The sequence below is a fragment of the Acinetobacter sp. YH01007 genome (assembly GCF_013420425.1).
Classification (GTDB): Bacteria; Pseudomonadota; Gammaproteobacteria; order Pseudomonadales; family Moraxellaceae; genus Acinetobacter; species Acinetobacter towneri.
Genome location: NZ_VOYC01000015.1, coordinates 50,547 through 67,476 on the forward strand (window position 1 = coordinate 50,547; position 16,930 = coordinate 67,476).

The window sequence follows — 16,930 nt, forward strand, 5'->3', positions numbered from 1 at the left end:
GTGCTCAATAACATGATGAATACTCAATACTTTCTCATGTCCATGCAGTGATTTAGCTTTAACTTCCATATTTTTTCCTAAAAAAGATATTGTTCAATACTACCTATATTAAAGCTACAAATACAAATTTTGATAAATAACCACTTTACCTGTGATGAACCTTACTTACGCTTTAAAAAATATTGGACTAATAACCATCTCATAGTTAAATTTTCGCTAGCACCGTTAACCCCAATCTACCAAAAAAAATGGAGCCATTAGGCTCCATTTTTCAGATACTAGACAAAATTTTTACAAATTCCTCTAATGTTTGAGTAGTCCTGAAATTCACTCCGATTCCATATCGACTTGGCGTTATTTCTGCTTTAGACAAAGGGGACACTGGAAAAGTTTTATACGCAGTACTCATGTTATCTTCGATGTTAAAGTTCAAATCCACACGCTCAATTTTCAGCGTATTTCTATATTTTTCGAGCTCTGGGTGAATCATCAACCTTGAAACCCATTTTTTACTTGGTCTACTGTCTTTCAAACGTTTTACATAAATGATTTGACCATTAGCGAGCTCCAACTCATGTGCATACTCACTCTTATTGGTTTGGGTAATACTGAACCGTACCGGGTTTGTCGGAGACTTTTTTATTGAAATTTGGGTCGTAATTAAACTTCTAGGATGTAGTTCACCGTAGCCCCATACAGCCTTAACAAGTAAAGCTAACTCACGTGGTTCAACAATTGCGGCATGATTTTTCTTTGGTGGTGATGGGAGTTCAATATCCTCAATCGGATTATAAGTAATGAGTTTTCTTTTTCGAGCAAATTTGAAGATTTGATTTAAGTCTGACTTCAACCTTTTTGCAACAGCGTATGCTTTCCTCTCGAGAATAGGCTGAAATACCCGATCTTCTAGCACCTCCAAAGTTAATTGATCAAAGGTTAAGTTTGCAATAAATGGCAAGACATCATGATTTAAACGACGAATCGTTTCACTATCTTCTTTCTTTTCTACCGCTCTTTTTTCAAGCCACTTTCCTGCGATCACCTGAAAAGTATGATCTAGCTCATGTTTGCGCTGGTGTTTATGTTGCAAACGTTGTGCTGCTGGATCAATACCCTTTTGAATGAGCACTTTGTATTCATCTCGAACTTTACGAGCTTCTTCCAAGGACATCTCAGGATATGTGCCTAGTGACATTTCATTACGCTTGCTCGTATATGGGCGAGTATAATTAAATATCCAATACCGACTTCCATTCGGATCAATACGAAAATACAGGTTCCCACCATCCCCTATCTTTATACTCTTTTGCGGATCAGCCTTAAGTTTTTTAATTTGTAGCGCTGTGAGCTTATTTTGAGTACGTGCCATTGTAAAAACCACGCAAAAAAAAATGTAGTAAGTTTTAACTTACTACATTTTTTACTACTTTATAACTGTCGATTTACGTCAAGTGTCAACGTGCGTCGTACTGTTACATTCCAACTTTAACCACTATAATCAATCGCTTATAGCGCGTTAAGCAACGCTGGAAAGTATTGTTTGGCGGAAGCGGTGAGATTCGAACTCACGGAGGACTCGCGCCCTCGTCGGTTTTCAAGACCGGTGCATTAAACCGCTCTGCCACGCTTCCATGTGGGCCATGATACGAAGCTTTTGATTTGATGACAAGTAAAAAATACCACTCAAGCACTCAAGTGAATATTGTTTCACCAAATCAGCGCTAAAGTTCATCAAAACAACAGCATAGCCACCTCACTTTTTAAAGTTTAGCAGCCAATTCAGCCCCTTCACGAATCGCACGTTTTGCATCTAACTCTGCAGCAAGCTTTGCACCACCAATAATATGATAGTTAGCCAAAGTATTTTCATCTGCCGCAGGCATTAAATCTTTAACCGACTCCTGCCCTGCACAGACTACAATGCTATCTACACGTAACAATTGGTCTTGACCTGCCATTTCAACCCACAAGCCTTCATTGCTGATGGCTTTATATTGCACACCACGTAGCATACGCACCGCATGTTTTTTCAACTGTGCACGATGTACCCATCCTGAAGTTTTACCCAAACCTGCACCTAAAGCTGTCGTCTTACGTTGCAATAAATAAATTTCACGGACTGGGGGATGAACTTCTGGAGCAAGCATACCACCTTCAGTCACATAGTTAGGATTCGGATCGACTCCCCACTCACGCTGCCAATCTGCCAAAGGCTGCGGTTGTGGCTGATGTTCAGGTTTCAGTAAAAACTCCGACACATCAAAACCGATACCGCCTGCACCAATCACAGCGACTTTTTGTCCAACAGGTGCACCACGTAATACTTCTGCATAAGACAATACTTGCGGTGCATCGCTGCCTTCAATTTTTAAAGCACGTGGTACTACACCTGTTGCAATGACCACTTCATCAAAACCTTCACGTTCGAGTTGCTCGCGGTTGACTTTGGTATTTAAACGCAAATCGACCCCAGTTTTTTCAATTTGCACTTTAAAGTAGCGAATGGTTTCGTGAAATTCTTCTTTGCCCGGCACGACTTTTGCCAAGTTGAATTGACCGCCCACTTCGTTGCTGGCTTCAAATAAAGTCACATGGTGCCCACGACTAGCAGCAACTGTAGCAGCAGACATTCCCGCAACACCACCACCGACAACTGCAATACGCTTCGGTTGCTTGGTTTTTTCATAGACCAATTCAGTTTCATAGGCTGCACGCGGATTGACCAAACAAGTCGCACGCTGATTTTTAAAGGTATGATCTAAACACGCTTGGTTACAGGCAATACAGGTGTTAATTTCATTGACACGATTGGTCGCAGTTTTATTGACCCAAAACGCATCTGCCAACAATGGTCGTGCCATTTGAATCATATCAGCTTTACCCGCTGCCAATATTTCTTCTGCAGTATCAGGCATATTAATACGGTTGGATGCAATTACAGGAATCTCAACGTGTTTTTTCACTTCTGCGGTGTAATCAACAAAAGCTGCGCGTGGCACAGAAGTCACGATGGTTGGAATGCGCGCTTCATGCCAGCCAATCCCTGTATTGAGCAAGTTCACACCCGCATGCTCTAAGGCTTTGGCAACGGTAATCACTTCGTGCATGGTATTGCCATCGTGGACTAAATCTAGCATCGACAAGCGGAAGCAGATAATAAATTTTTCACCCACTTCGGCGCGAATGGCTTTGACTACTTCTAAAGCAAAACGCATACGGTTTTCAATCGTACCGCCCCATTGGTCTTCACGCTGATTCACATGACGGCTTAAAAACTGATTCAGTAAATAGCCTTCCGAACCCATAATTTCGACACCATCGTAGCCTGCCATTTTGGCTAAACTAGCTGTTTTCGCATAATCTTCAATGGTATTTAAAATTTGTCTTTCACTCATTTTACGTGGTTTAAATGGTGAAATTGGAGATTTAATCGGACTTGCAGACACCACAAATGGTTGATAACCATAGCGCCCTGAATGCAGAATTTGCATTAAAATTTTCGCACCATGCTTATGTACGGCATGTGTCACTAATCGATGTGGTGCAACATCGCCCAATGTATTCATAGTACCGCCCGCAGGCAATAACCAGCCTTGACGGTTAGGTGAAATACCACCTGTAATAATTAAACCCACGCCACCTTTGGCACGTTCGCCAAAATAAGCAGCCAGTTTTGGATAATTATAAAAACGATCTTCCAAACCCGTGTGCATTGAACCCATCACGACACGGTTTTTAATGGTGGTAAATCCTAAATGTAATGGTTTTAGAATATTTGCATAGCGAGTTGTCATGATGAGTCCTTATATAATGAGCTTTGCAACTTGTTGCATGAATACTTTAACCGATTTTTATAAACTGTTTATGACTCTAAAGTTCGACTGTGTGGCGCAAACGTCAATTTATAGGGTCTGTTGACACTTCTTCTATGTTTGCGACGTGAGAGATATATCTCGCAAGGTTTTTTAGCTGATATAAGGCATGAGGCAGGAAATTTAGTCATTCTAAATGACTGACTCATAACGCAATAGCAGCAAAAAATATGCTTGTCCCCTTGCGCAGCAAACAAAGCAGTGCTTTGTTCTTGCTCATGTGGCTAAAACTTTCTCAGATTGCGTTATGAAACTTGGCAATAGACCCTAACTATTCTTGATATAAACTTGATATAAAACCGCCCAAAAGTAAAAGTGATTTTATTCTGCACCATCCCAATTGCAGGTTTTGATCTTCAACATCTATACCAAGTTTGCCATTTCTAAATGAAAATTTAAGCCTGAACCTGATTTTTTTATCAAATGCGCTTTTTTAACGAAAACAAGCATTTTAAAGAGTGCTATAATTTGCAGTTTAGAATTCTCCTTGGCCACCAAATGTGGTGCCTATTTTAAAAAAGTTAGGACTAGCAATGACTGATAATGCAACTATCTTGCAGAATGTACCAGTAGGCAAAAAAGTCGGTATCGCCTTTTCTGGTGGTCTAGATACTTCAGCTGCTTTATTGTGGATGAAGCAAAAAGGCGCTGAACCATATGCGTATACCGCAAACTTGGGTCAGCCAGATGAAGATGACTATGATGCCATTCCAAAGAAAGCCGAAGAATACGGTGCGGTAAAAGCAGTCTTGGTTGACTGCCGTATGCAGTTGGCTTTGGAAGGTATTGCTGCCATTCAATGTGGTGCATTCCATATCAGCACAGGCGGTATACCTTACTTTAACACCACCCCGCTTGGTCGTGCAGTAACAGGTACAATGCTAGTGACTGCCATGAAAGAAGATGACGTAAACATCTGGGGTGATGGTTCAACCTATAAAGGTAACGATATTGAGCGTTTCTATCGTTATGGTTTATTGACTAATCCTGCGCTTAAAATTTATAAGCCGTGGTTAGACCAAACCTTTATTGATGAATTAGGCGGTCGTGCGGAAATGTCACAATTCCTTATCGACAATGGTTTTGACTATAAAATGTCAAAAGAAAAAGCTTATTCAACTGACTCAAACATGCTAGGTGCAACACACGAAGCGAAAGACCTTGAGTACCTAGATGCTGGCATCAAAATCGTTGATCCAATCATGGGCGTGGCGTTCTGGAAAGATGACGTTGAAGTTAAAGCCGAAGAAGTGTCGGTTACCTTTGAAGAAGGTATGCCAGTTGCATTGAACGGTCAGCGTATTGAAAACCCTGTTGAGCTGATTCTTGAAGCGAACCGTATTGGTGGTCGTCATGGTTTGGGGATGTCTGACCAAATCGAAAACCGTATTATTGAAGCAAAATCTCGCGGTATTTATGAAGCACCAGGCATGGCGTTATTGCACATTGCTTATGAGCGTTTGGTTACGGGTATTCACAACGAAGATACGATTGAACAATACCGCATTAACGGTTTACGTTTAGGTCGTTTATTGTATCAAGGTCGTTGGTTCGATTCTCAAGCGTTAATGTTACGTGAAACTGCGCAGCGTTGGGTGGCTAAAGCAATTACTGGTACAGTGACTTTAGAATTACGTCGTGGTAATGACTATACCATTATGAACACTGAATCTCCGAACCTCACTTATGAAGCTGAGCGTTTAACTATGGAGAAAGGTGATTCAATGTTTACGCCAATGGATCGTATTGGTCAGTTAACTATGCGTAACCTAGACATTACCGATACACGCGCTAAATTGGGTCTTTATACCAATTCTGGCTTATTGTCGATTGGTTCAGGTTCTGCAGTGCCACAATTGAAAGACAAAAACAAATAATCACTTGGTGATGATTTTGTGAAATCGAAAGCCGCTCAAATTGAGCGGCTTTTTTATGTTTGTTTAAACATGAGGACTAAACAATTCATACTAAATGAAAGCTGCAATAGAAAAATTTACAGCACTTCTTCCACCTGCAAAGTGTGGTAATAAATTTGATTACGTCCCAACTGTTTCGCACGGTACAAGGCTTGGTCTGCACGTTGTAAGAAATCGCTTTTAAAAATGTCCGCCTCACCTTTATAGACGGTAAAGCCCAAACTGATGGTGACATTACTGTCAACCAAAGATTGACTATGTGGAATCGCTAAACGCTCAACCGCTTTAAAAATATTGGAAGCCACAGCATACGCACCATGCGCATCGGTTTCTGGCAATAACACCACAAATTCTTCACCACCATAACGCGCAACAAAATCCATGTGACGAATTGAGTCTTTAATGGATTTGGCAATCGCTGAAATGACTTCATCTCCCTTTTGATGCCCATAATGATCGTTATATTTTTTAAAAAAATCGACATCGATAAAGAGTAAAGACAATGGCACTTCATCATGCCGTGCCTGTTCGAAATAGCTGTCCAGCATTTCATCAAAAGTACGTCTGTTGGATACTTTAGTCAGCGCGTCATGCTGACTTAAATGCAACAATTCTTCAGCATGAATACGGTTAATTTTTTCACTAAGTCGGGCTTGGTGCATGACCAAAAAAATCATCCGCTCACGGGTACACAGCATTTTACTGATTAAAAAACCCACTACCGTACTGCCAACCAACACCCGCCCCATCACCATCACATCAATTGGAATATACAAGGTTAATAGCATAATCATGGCAACCACAGCCGCCATTAACCCAGTCAGCAGCATGTGAAACGGCTTCACCCCCGTCAGTACAAAACCCATAATATAAATCATGCTGATGATCATCATGGCTTGGTGTCTAAACACTTCGGTATGCACCGTCATGGTCAGCCAGGTCATCGACACAATGGCCCAAAAAATCATAGCCATGGCGGCATAGGCATAATACGGGCGCAAAATTTTATAATGGGCAAAAAAGAACAGGGTCAGTAAGCAAAACGCGCCATTGACCAAGCCTAGTAAAGAGTGGATAAAATCGTGTTTAAAAAAATTACGATCAATAATCCAATAATCCCCAGTAATCATCAGCACGGTGATAATAAAGTAGATGAGTACGCCCGACCAAAAATATTGGTTAATGTTGTGCCGAGCTTGTTCAAGATGCTGTTGCCAAAACTCAACTTCCAGTTGTTTCGGAAAAACCTGCCCCGCACGTTTACGTTGACGTTTAATCAACTCTTCATTTTTTTCTTTGTCGTACTGTAGCTTGGCTAACTTATATTTGTATTCCATGGATGCTTTAAATTCCATTTAATCACGATTGTTGCACAGCAAAACTGTAACAACCTGAATATAATTTTTTTAGTGGTTTAAAAATAACACAATGTCGAAACAATTAATTCAGGCATTTCTATTTTTTATGGCTTTCGACGTTACCATTTTAACATTTATAGATTATCATCTGTTTTATTTTTCAGACTGGCAGCGCCTTGAATACGATTACTCTTATCCAGCCAGATGACTGGCATGCTCATTTACGTGATGGTTTAGCACTACAACGTACTGTTCCCGATCTTGCCAAGCAATTTTCACGCGCAATTTGTATGCCTAACCTTGTTCCACCAGTAAAAACGGTAGAAGAAGCGGAAGCGTATCGTGAACGCATCATGGCACACGTCCCTGAAGGTGTAAATTTTGATCCGCGTATGGTGTTGTATTTTACCGATCAAACCTCTCCCGAAGAAGTCAAGAAAATTAAAGCCTCTGCGCATGTGAATGCCATTAAACTTTACCCTGCTGGCGCGACCACCAATTCAGACAATGGGGTGAGCGACATTCGTAAAGTATATGCGGTGATTGAGCAACTTGAAGAACAAGAAGTGCCATTATTACTGCACGGCGAAGTCACGCACAATCATGTCGATATTTTTGACCGTGAAAAACGTTTCTTAGATGAAGTGCTTTCACCATTATTACAACAATTTCCAAACTTAAAATTGGTGCTTGAACACATTACGACCTCTGAAGCAGCGCAATTTGTTTTAGAACAAGGCCGTAATGTCGCAGCAACCATTACCCCGCAACATTTATTATTTAACCGTAATGATATGTTGGTAGGTGGCGTAAAACCGCATTTCTATTGTTTGCCTATTTTAAAGCGTCAAACCCATCAACAAACTTTATTGGAAGTTGCGACTAGCGGAAATCCTAAGTTTTTCTTAGGGACAGATAGCGCACCGCACTCAAAAAATGCCAAAGAAAATGCATGTGGCTGTGCAGGCTGCTATAGTGCGCCTACGGCAATTGAGCTTTATGCACAAGCTTTTGATCAAGTTGGACGTATTGACCGCTTAGAAGGCTTTGCAAGCTTCTTTGGTGCAGATTTTTATGGTTTGCCGCGTAATACCAACACCATTACTTTGGTGAAAGAAGAGCAAATCATTCCAACCAGTTTAGACTACTTGGATGGTGAACAAATTATTCCGTTATATGCGGGTAAAACCATTCAATGGAGAAAAGTGTGACAGATACAACTTTGCCCGTGATGGGGCAACGTTTTCGTGGTTTTTTGCCTGTGGTGGTTGATGTGGAAACCGCAGGCTTTAATGCCCAAACCGATGCTTTGTTGGAAATTGCTGCCATTCCAATTATTTATGATGCGGATGGCAAATTTGTACCAGGTGAAGCGTATCATGCGCATATCAACCCGTTTGAAGGGGCAAATTTAGACCGTCGTTCGTTGGACTTTATTGGGATTGATCCTTTCAACCCTATGCGTATGGCTATGGCTGAAGATGAAAAAACCGCATTAAAACGGATTTTCAAATCAGTCAATGAAGTGCGTCGCCAACAGAATTGTACCCATGCCATTTTGGTCGGTCACAATGCGCATTTCGATTTAGGCTTTGTACAAGCAGCCATTGCCCGCACAGGCACGAAAAACCAAAACCCATTCCACAGCTTTTCAGTGTTTGATACAGTGACTTTAAGTGCGGTGATGTTTGGTCAAACGGTGCTGGCAAAATCATGCATTCAGGCAGGTATTGAGTTTGATGGCAAAGAAGCTCATTCAGCTTTATACGATACGCAAAAAACTGCAGAGCTGTTTTGTTTTATTCTAAATAAACTTGCGCCGCACATGGTAGAGAACTTACTCAACCCAGATCAATAATACGATTTGTACTCGAACATTGAGATGTTTACAGGATGACAGACTGCGTTTGTCGTCCTGTTTTCTTTTTAGTGTTGTGGTTTTGATTCGTGCTTTTCAACCACAAGACTGAGCATCAAAATGATTTTTACTGCGAATCAGCTTTTATGCATGCAGTCTTTTGAGCTGGCTTTGGTTATAATGGCAATATTCCAATTTGTGTTATTGATTCTGCCATGTTGAAAAAAATTGTCTTGGTTTTGGTCATTCTCGCGCCTTCTGCGTTGTATCTTTATATTGTGAATCGTGAGCCTGCTCAACCTAAACCAAGCACTCAACCCGCAGCCACACAAACAACAACCACTGAAAAGCAATATCAAACCCCTGATCATTAAAATGATGCACCGTATTCAAATTTACATGCACTGATTTATTTTTAAAGATGTATTATTTTTTAAGCAAATAACAAATAGTGCGGCAGTTTTTTTAGATTCAGGTTTGACACTGTCGCTAAAAATTCATAATATACGCATCACCTCGCAACGTCCCTATCGTCTAGAGGCCTAGGACATCGCCCTTTCACGGCGGTAACCGGGGTTCGAATCCCCGTAGGGACGCCATTTATCGTGCTATACGATCATTTCTAATCCAAATTTATTATTTCAAGATTGCAGATTTGTAGTTTTTCTCTACAATACTTCGCTTCATTTCATTTTTTCTCCTATCACTTATGCCGTCATCGAATCATCAAAATGATGCTGTGCATCAAGGCAATACTATGCCTTTAAAACGTGCGATGAGCACTCGACATTTGGTTATGATTTCACTGGGCGGTGCTATTGGCACAGGTCTATTTTTAGGCTCAGGTGAAGTCATTGCACAAACAGGCCCCGTTGGCGCCATCATCGCTTATATTTTTGGTGGTTTAATTGCCTATATGGTGATGCTGTGTTTGGGCGAGCTTGCCGTACACATGCCTGTTTCAGGTTCATTTGGGGCATACGCCAAACAATATATTGGACCTGGCACGGGCTATACCATCACTTGGTTATATTGGCTCACGTGGTCGGTCACTTTAGGCACAGAATTTACCGCCGCTGCGTTGCTAATGCAGGAATGGTTCCCGCATATTTCCATGTGGATTTGGACACTGATTTTTGGTGGCGTTGTATTTGGTTTGAATATGATTTCCACGCGCTTGTTTGCAGAATCTGAGTTTTGGCTATCTTTGGTCAAAGTCGTGACTGTCATTGCCTTTATCGTTTTGGGTTTAATGGCAATTTTAGGTGCTGTGTCTTATCAAGGTTATACCTCTGCACCTTTATTTAGCAATTTAACCGCACAAGGTTGGTTTCCTGAAGGGCTATTCCCTATTTTTGCCACCATGTTAATTGTTAATTTCGCCTTTTCAGGTACAGAGTTGATTGGTGTTGCCGCAGGTGAAACCAAAGACCCTGCCAAAAACGTGCCTAAAGCAATCAATACCGCAATTTTCCGTCTGTTGATTTTCTTTGTAGGTACCATTGTGGTGATTAGTGCCTTGCTACCACATCAGGCTGCAGGTTTGGCTGCAGAAGGTGTAAGCAGCAGTCCTTTTGTAACGGTGTTTAATCAGATTGGTATTCCTTATGCGGAAGATATTATTCGTTTTGTGATTATCACAGCGTTACTCTCTGCAGCGAACTCAGGTTTATTTGCAGCTTCACGAATGATGTGGTCGCTCTCACACCAAAAGCAATTACCACAGATTTTTTCTAAGGTGAATGCGCGTGGTATTCCTTATATTGCAGTCATGGTCACCATGCTCGGTGCAATGCCAGGTTTATTGTCTGAACAATTTGCGCCTGAAACCATCTTTAAAAACCTCTTGGGTGTGGCTGCATTTACCATGGTCGTGGTCTGGATGAGCATTTGTTTAAGCCAGTTTAACTTCCGTCGCCAATGGTATAAACAAGGTAAAACCGTGCAGGACTTAGGTTTTGCTGCACCGCTATTTCCAATAGTGCCTATTTTAGGTTTTGTGTTCTGTTTTATTACTTGCTTAAGTATGGTGTTTGACCCTGAAATGCTGGCAGGTTTTATTGGCTGTATGATTTTTATTGTGTTGTGCTATCTCAGTTATTACATGATTTATCACAAAAAATCATAATGCTTTTTTAGCGATGATGTAAAACAATAGGGGCGATCTTCGGATTGCCTTGTTTTTTGAGTTGTGTTGATTAGCAATGAATACTGCAAAATACAAAGAAAATCATGCTGCTCTAATAAATGTGTCCATTTAAAAATAACTTGAAAAGCATGATTTTTACCGCTTCAAACGTATCACGACAGCAGAATAGTTTTAATTTTATTCAGTTGAACATTTTTTTCAGAATTATTGCAGAAAAGCGTTTGACACCCCCCCTTATACGCCCTATTATACGCCCACCTCTGAAACGTCCCTATCGTCTAGAGGCCTAGGACATCGCCCTTTCACGGCGGTAACCGGGGTTCGAATCCCCGTAGGGACGCCAATTTCAGAAGTAGATATTTTTTTAAGTCCCTATCGTCTAGAGGCCTAGGACATCGCCCTTTCACGGCGGTAACCGGGGTTCGAATCCCCGTAGGGACGCCATATTCTCAACAACTGCATTGGTTGTTACATGGTTTAAAAATATAAACTTCTATTTGTCCCTATCGTCTAGAGGCCTAGGACATCGCCCTTTCACGGCGGTAACCGGGGTTCGAATCCCCGTAGGGACGCCATATTCGAGATGTTTACATCTCAACAAAAAGCCCAATCAATATGACTTGGGCTTTTTGCTATCTAACGCATTAGTTTTATATTTCAATCTGTGCGGACTGATTCAAAAACCATAGTTTAAGCTTTGAATCCGTCCACTGAGGTTTGAAAAATACGAATCAAGCTGATTTACGTGAGTTGACCTGTCCTTTAATCACCGCAGTTAAATTGCCTTTTAAATATTTGAAAAAGACTTTTAAAGGCGAGAGTTTTGGGTTTGGACGCTTGCCTTGTGCAATTGCTTTGAACTGCGCGGCATACCAAATAATTTCCATAATTGCCATTTTATCAATCATCGGGATACCAGTTTTAATTTTATCGACCCCGTAACGTACATCTTGACCCGCCAACAAACGGTTGGCTAAATCGGTTTCTACCGCAAATGGTCGGGCGATCCCAATAAAGTCACATGCACCACTGTCCAAAGCAGCATTCATGGCAACTACCGTTCTAAAACCACCTGTCACCATTAAGTGGCATTTCACCTGACTGCGAATCAATTCCGCAAAAGATAAAAAATAGGCTTCACGGGCAATGGTACTTGGTTTACGTTTATCAGCTTTAGAGCCTGCCATCGCGGGTGCTTCATAAGTACCACCTGAAATTTCAATCATATCTATACCTGCTTCATCCATGGCTTTAAACACGCTAATCACTTCTTCTTCAGTGATGCCGCCACGTTGAAAATCTGCAGAGTTTAGTTTGACTGATACAATAAAATTGTCTGAGGTCGCTGCACGTACCGCTTGATAAATTTGCATCAAAAAGCGCATACGGTTTTCAATATTGCCGCCCCATTGGTCTTGGCGTTTATTGGTCAGTGGCGATAAAAACTGGCTGATCAAATAGCCATGCGCACCATGCAGTTGAATCCCTTCAAAGCCCGCTTGCTCACAAATCTGTGCAGCTTTGGCAAAACGCTGAATAATATCGAGGATTTCATCTTCATGTAGTTCACGTGGTGTACCAAAACTCAAAGCTAAACTTGGACTAAAAGGCACAGCCGAAGGTGCAACCGTTTCTTTATTCAAACCTTTCGGACATTGCCGCCCAGGATGTGACAACTGTACCAATTGCACCATGCCATAACGTTTACCAACTTCTGCCCACTGTTTGAGCTTTTCTATATCTCGGTCTGATTCAATTCCCACAACACCCGGTTCATTTTTGGCACGTAAATCGACCATTACGTTGCCAGTGATGGCACAGCCCAAACCACCTTTTGCCCATGCTTCATATAGACCTAAATGCAGGCTATTCGGCTGCCCTGCCGTGTTGGCAAGCGCCTCACTCATCGCGCCTTTAATGATGCGATTTTTAAACATGGTATTACGAATCTGAATTGTTTCGGCAAGATGGCTCATACACTGTTCCGTATTGTGTTTTATTGGTCTTTTTTACTCTAAAGATTTTTCGGAACAGGTCAATGCCATTTTGACAAATCTTATTGTCAAAATGGTAAAACAAGTCAGCCAGCCGAAATAGCTGTTTAAAAATATTGAAGGTTTAATACTCACTGGCAGCAATCAATTGACGGGTATATTCTGTTTGCGGATGGCTAAATAACTGTACAGTATCTTGAAATTCCATGACTTTCGCTTGATGCAGCACCAACACTTTTTGACACAGTGCTTTCACCACTTGCAAATCGTGGCTAATAAACAAATAGCTCATCTGTTCTTGCTGCTGCAAACGGCGTAACAGCTGCACGACAGCACGTTGCGTGGTACGGTCTAAGGCAGAAGTCGGCTCATCCATAATTAACAGTTTAGGACGCAGCACCAACGCGCGTGCTAATGCAATCCGTTGTCGTTGCCCACCCGACAATTCATGCGGATAGCGTTGTTTAAAACTCACAGGCAATTCCACTTTGCTTAGAGCTTCATCAATGCGCTGGATGATTTCAGGCTTGGACAATTGTTGCAATGCCAAACCCTCACCAATGGTTTGCTCCACATTTAAACGTGGATTTAAGCTGCTAAACGGGTCTTGAAATACAATTTGAAACTGCTGACGTAAGGGACGCAATTGGCGTTCATTCAGTTGATTCAGATCTTGCCCAAGTAGTTCAATTTTTCCCTCACTTTCAATCAATCGTGCAATTGCAAGTGCCAATGAACTTTTACCCGAACCACTTTCACCGACAATACCAATAGATTGACCTTGCGGAAGTTGCAAGCTTAACGGCTCAACCGCAACCACATAATCTTTAACCCGATTCAGCAAGCCTTGTTTAATCGGGAATTTCACAGCAACCTGCTCCAACTCCAAAATGGTCGGCAACTCATCAACCTGCAAAGCTTCACCAAAATCATGATTCAACAAGTTTTGGGTATAGGCTTGCTGCGGTCTATTAAAAATATCTGCCACACTGCCCTGTTCTTCGACCCGCCCCTGATTCATTACAATTACCCGATCTGCATAGTGTTTGACTAAATTCAAATCGTGGCTGATCAAAATCATGGCCATATTACGACGCACTTGCAGGCTTTTTAATAAATCCAAAATCTGCGCCTGCAAAGTCACATCTAAAGCCGTAGTTGGTTCATCAGCAATTAAAATATCGGGATCGAGTGCCAACGCCATTGCGATCATCACTCGCTGACGTTGCCCCCCAGATAATTCATGTGGATAACGCTTTAGTTTTTCTTCAGGCTGTGGAATGCCGACATCTGCAAGTAATTGCAGCACCCGAGCACGCGTTTTTTCTTTGCTCCAACCTTGGAGTAATAAACTTTCACCAATAATTTTTTCCACTCGATGCAACGGATTTAAAGCCGTCATTGGTTCCTGAAAAATCATGGCAATTTTTTGACCACGAACTTGTCGCAATTGTTGCGGTTTAAGGCGAAGTAAATCTTGTTCTGCACAGACTGCCTGACCTTGCACCTGTAAATGTTCGGGCAATAAACCCAGCAATGCCAAACTACTAATAGATTTTCCAGAACCACTTTCACCAACCAAAGCAATGGTTTCGCCTGCATGCAGCTCAAAGTTTAAATCGTGCAATAAAACCTGTTGCTGCTGAATACGCAGATGACTGACTGTTAGCAATACTGCAGGCTGTGATGCAGTTGAAGAATTAACGTCTTGGATCGAATGCATCACGGGTCGCCTCCCCAATATAAATTAACAAGGACAGCACAATTGCTAAGGTAAAAAAGCCTGACAATGCCAACCACGGTGCATTTAAATTATTTTTACCTTGTAACAACAACTCCCCTAAAGATGCTGCATCGGGCGATAAGCCGTAACCTAAAAAATCCAGTGCGGTTAAAGCTGTAATATTGGCGGTTAGCATAAATGGCAACTGCGACAAACTCGAACTCATGGCATTGGGTAAAATATGCCGAAACATAATGGTACGATCGGTTACGCCTAAACTTCGCGCTGCACGGACATAGTCAAAATTTCGGGCGCGTAAAAATTCTGCTCGAACCAAGCCGACCAGTGTCGTCCAGCCAAATAACAGCATAATCACAAATAGCCAATACACACTTGGGGTAAACATGCTGACCAAAATCATCACCATGAACAGCATCGGTAAACCGCCCCACACCTCTAAAACGCGCTGACCAATTAAATCGACCCAGCCGCCATAGTAGCCCTGAATTGCCCCGACCAAAATGCCCAAAGCTGCCGATGCAAAAGTCAATGCAAAGCCAAATAACAACGATACACGCAAGCCATATAAAATTCGCGCCAACACATCGCGCCCTTGGTCATCTGTACCTAGCCAATTTTGTGCAGTTGGTGCAGAAGGTACAGGAACGGCCAAATCTAAATTCGGGGTCTGGTAAGAAAACTCAATGAGCGGCCAAACTGCCCATCCTCGGTCTGCAATCAGTTGTTGCACCACTGGGTCTTTATAATCTGCTTCGGTTTCAAATACACCGCCAAAGGTCGTTTCAGGATAAGCCTTGAACACTGGCAGATATAAAGATTGCTCATATTTGACCAATAACGGTTTATCATTGGCAATCAGTTCTGCCGCCAAAGACAACACAAAAATAATGATAAAGACAATGAAACAACCCAAACCCAATTTATTCTGTTTAAAACGCTGCACACGCGCCTGCATGATCGGTGACATTATTTTGCCCCTCGCGATTCAAAACTAATACGTGGGTCAATCACCTGATATAACACATCGCTGATTAAGCGTAGAATTAAGCCCAATAAGGTAAAAATAAACAAAGTGCCAAAAATTACAGGATAATCACGCTGTACAATCGCCTCAAAACCAAGCAGGCCTAATCCATCCAAATTAAAAATAATTTCGATGAACAAGTTCCCGACAAAGAAAATACCCACCAACGCTTCGGGCAAACCTGCAATTACAATTAGCATGGCATTACGAAACACATGCCCATATAACACACGCGATTCGGTTAGACCTTTAGAACGTGCCGCCAACACATACTGCTTGTTTAATTCTTCCATAAACGAGTATTTGGTGAGATAAGTCAGCCCTGCAAAACCACCAATCACCATCGCCAATAAAGGCAAAGTTATGTGCCAAAAATAATCGGTAATTTTTCCCCACAGACTTAATTGTGCAAAGTTCTCAGACACCAAACCCTGTAAGGGGAACCACTGAAAATATGAACCACCCGCAAAAAATACAATCAGCAAAATAGCAAAGGCAAACGCAGGAATGGCATAACCGACTGCCAACAAAATAGAAGTGGCTTTATCAAACAACAAGCCATGCTGACGGGCTTTTTTAATGCCTAAAGGAATAGAAATTAAATAAATCAGCAAGGTGCTCCATAAACCTAAAGATAGCGATACAGGTAATTTTTCCCATAACAATTGGGTCACAGGTTTATCTTTAAAAAAGCTGGTGCCAAAATCGAACTGCACATAGCTGGTGAGCATTTGCCAAAAGCGTTCATGTGCAGGTTTATCGAATCCATATTGCGCTTCGATTTTTGCAACCATTTCATCACTTAAACCTTTAGCACCTTGATAATTGCTGCTATTGGAGGTTGCAGCAGTTTCACCGCCTGTCGCCCCCATGCCCTGAAAGGCTTCGGCTTGCTGAATCGCCTGTTCGACTGGACCGCCCGGTGCAATTTGAATCACCACAAAGTTAATCAATAAAATGAAAAACAAGGTTGGAATAATCAGGAGCAATCTTTTGAGTATGTATGTGCCCATGT

Annotated in this window: 12 protein-coding genes and 5 tRNA genes; 9 read left to right on the forward strand and 8 right to left on the reverse strand. The window is 41.7% G+C overall.

Annotated elements, in window-relative coordinates; all coding sequences use genetic code 11:
* Positions 1-271: 271 nt before the first annotated feature.
* The 3 genes from FTT74_RS09010 to FTT74_RS09020 all read right to left on the reverse strand — a co-directional run bounded on the left by FTT74_RS09010 (position 272) and on the right by FTT74_RS09020 (position 3,794).
* On the reverse strand, positions 272-1,369 hold the full coding sequence (locus FTT74_RS09010) for an integrase arm-type DNA-binding domain-containing protein (protein WP_257221845.1): 1,098 nt from the start codon (positions 1,367-1,369) through the stop codon (positions 272-274).
* Positions 1,370-1,541: 172 nt separating this feature from the next.
* Positions 1,542-1,631, reverse strand: a tRNA-Ser gene (locus FTT74_RS09015).
* Positions 1,632-1,760: 129 nt separating this feature from the next.
* A complete protein-coding gene (locus tag FTT74_RS09020) occupies positions 1,761-3,794 on the reverse strand; it encodes an NADPH-dependent 2,4-dienoyl-CoA reductase (protein ID WP_179988926.1) in 2,034 nt (677 codons plus the stop codon).
* A gap of 611 nt (positions 3,795-4,405) precedes the next feature.
* Between FTT74_RS09020 and argG the strand changes: the two genes are divergently transcribed.
* The gene (gene argG / locus FTT74_RS09025) at positions 4,406-5,749 is read left to right on the forward strand and encodes an argininosuccinate synthase (protein WP_179988925.1); all 1,344 of its coding nucleotides are present in this window, start codon (positions 4,406-4,408) and stop codon (positions 5,747-5,749) included.
* Between the two features lie 116 nt (positions 5,750-5,865).
* Here the strand turns inward: argG and FTT74_RS09030 are convergent, their stop codons facing one another.
* Entirely contained in the window at positions 5,866-7,125 is a 1,260-nt protein-coding gene (locus tag FTT74_RS09030) for a GGDEF domain-containing protein (protein ID WP_096902183.1), read from the reverse strand.
* Between the two features lie 197 nt (positions 7,126-7,322).
* On the opposite strand from FTT74_RS09030, the gene pyrC reads away from it, so the two are divergent.
* From pyrC to FTT74_RS09070, 8 genes are all read left to right on the forward strand, one after another.
* A complete protein-coding gene (gene pyrC, locus FTT74_RS09035; RefSeq protein ID WP_179988924.1) occupies positions 7,323-8,357 on the forward strand; it encodes a dihydroorotase in 1,035 nt (344 codons plus the stop codon).
* Positions 8,342-9,004 carry a ribonuclease T gene (rnt, locus tag FTT74_RS09040; protein WP_131261730.1) on the forward strand — a complete coding sequence of 221 codons (663 nt, stop codon included), beginning with the start codon at positions 8,342-8,344 and terminating at the stop codon, positions 9,002-9,004. The genes pyrC and rnt overlap by 16 nt, the downstream gene beginning before the upstream one ends.
* A 215-nt stretch (positions 9,005-9,219) precedes the next feature.
* Entirely contained in the window at positions 9,220-9,378 is a 159-nt protein-coding gene (locus FTT74_RS09045) for a hypothetical protein (RefSeq protein WP_004972674.1), read from the forward strand.
* 149 nt (positions 9,379-9,527) lie between these two features.
* Positions 9,528-9,603: transfer RNA gene (locus tag FTT74_RS09050), tRNA-Glu, on the forward strand.
* Between the two features lie 110 nt (positions 9,604-9,713).
* Positions 9,714-11,132, forward strand: a complete 1,419-nt coding sequence (locus FTT74_RS09055; protein WP_026438458.1) for an amino acid permease — start codon at positions 9,714-9,716, stop codon at positions 11,130-11,132.
* Between the two features lie 288 nt (positions 11,133-11,420).
* A tRNA-Glu gene (locus FTT74_RS09060) sits at positions 11,421-11,496 on the forward strand.
* Between the two features lie 25 nt (positions 11,497-11,521).
* A tRNA-Glu gene (locus tag FTT74_RS09065) sits at positions 11,522-11,597 on the forward strand.
* Positions 11,598-11,652: 55 nt separating this feature from the next.
* Positions 11,653-11,728: transfer RNA gene (locus tag FTT74_RS09070), tRNA-Glu, on the forward strand.
* A gap of 156 nt (positions 11,729-11,884) precedes the next feature.
* On the opposite strand, the gene FTT74_RS09075 is transcribed toward FTT74_RS09070, so the two are convergent.
* The 4 genes from FTT74_RS09075 to FTT74_RS09090 all read right to left on the reverse strand — a co-directional run bounded on the left by FTT74_RS09075 (position 11,885) and on the right by FTT74_RS09090 (position 16,928).
* A complete protein-coding gene (locus FTT74_RS09075; protein ID WP_004972669.1) occupies positions 11,885-13,129 on the reverse strand; it encodes an NADH:flavin oxidoreductase/NADH oxidase family protein in 1,245 nt (414 codons plus the stop codon).
* A 142-nt stretch (positions 13,130-13,271) separates the two neighbouring features.
* Positions 13,272-14,870 (reverse strand): ABC transporter ATP-binding protein, encoded by a 1,599-nt coding sequence (locus FTT74_RS09080; RefSeq protein ID WP_179988942.1) that lies wholly within the window; start codon positions 14,868-14,870, stop codon positions 13,272-13,274.
* Positions 14,848-15,858 (reverse strand): ABC transporter permease, encoded by a 1,011-nt coding sequence (locus FTT74_RS09085; RefSeq protein ID WP_179988923.1) that lies wholly within the window; start codon positions 15,856-15,858, stop codon positions 14,848-14,850. Before FTT74_RS09085 ends, FTT74_RS09080 begins: the two co-directional genes overlap by 23 nt.
* A complete protein-coding gene (locus FTT74_RS09090; RefSeq protein ID WP_096902176.1) occupies positions 15,858-16,928 on the reverse strand; it encodes a microcin C ABC transporter permease YejB in 1,071 nt (356 codons plus the stop codon). The genes FTT74_RS09085 and FTT74_RS09090 overlap by 1 nt, the downstream gene beginning before the upstream one ends.
* Positions 16,929-16,930: the final 2 nt, after the last annotated feature.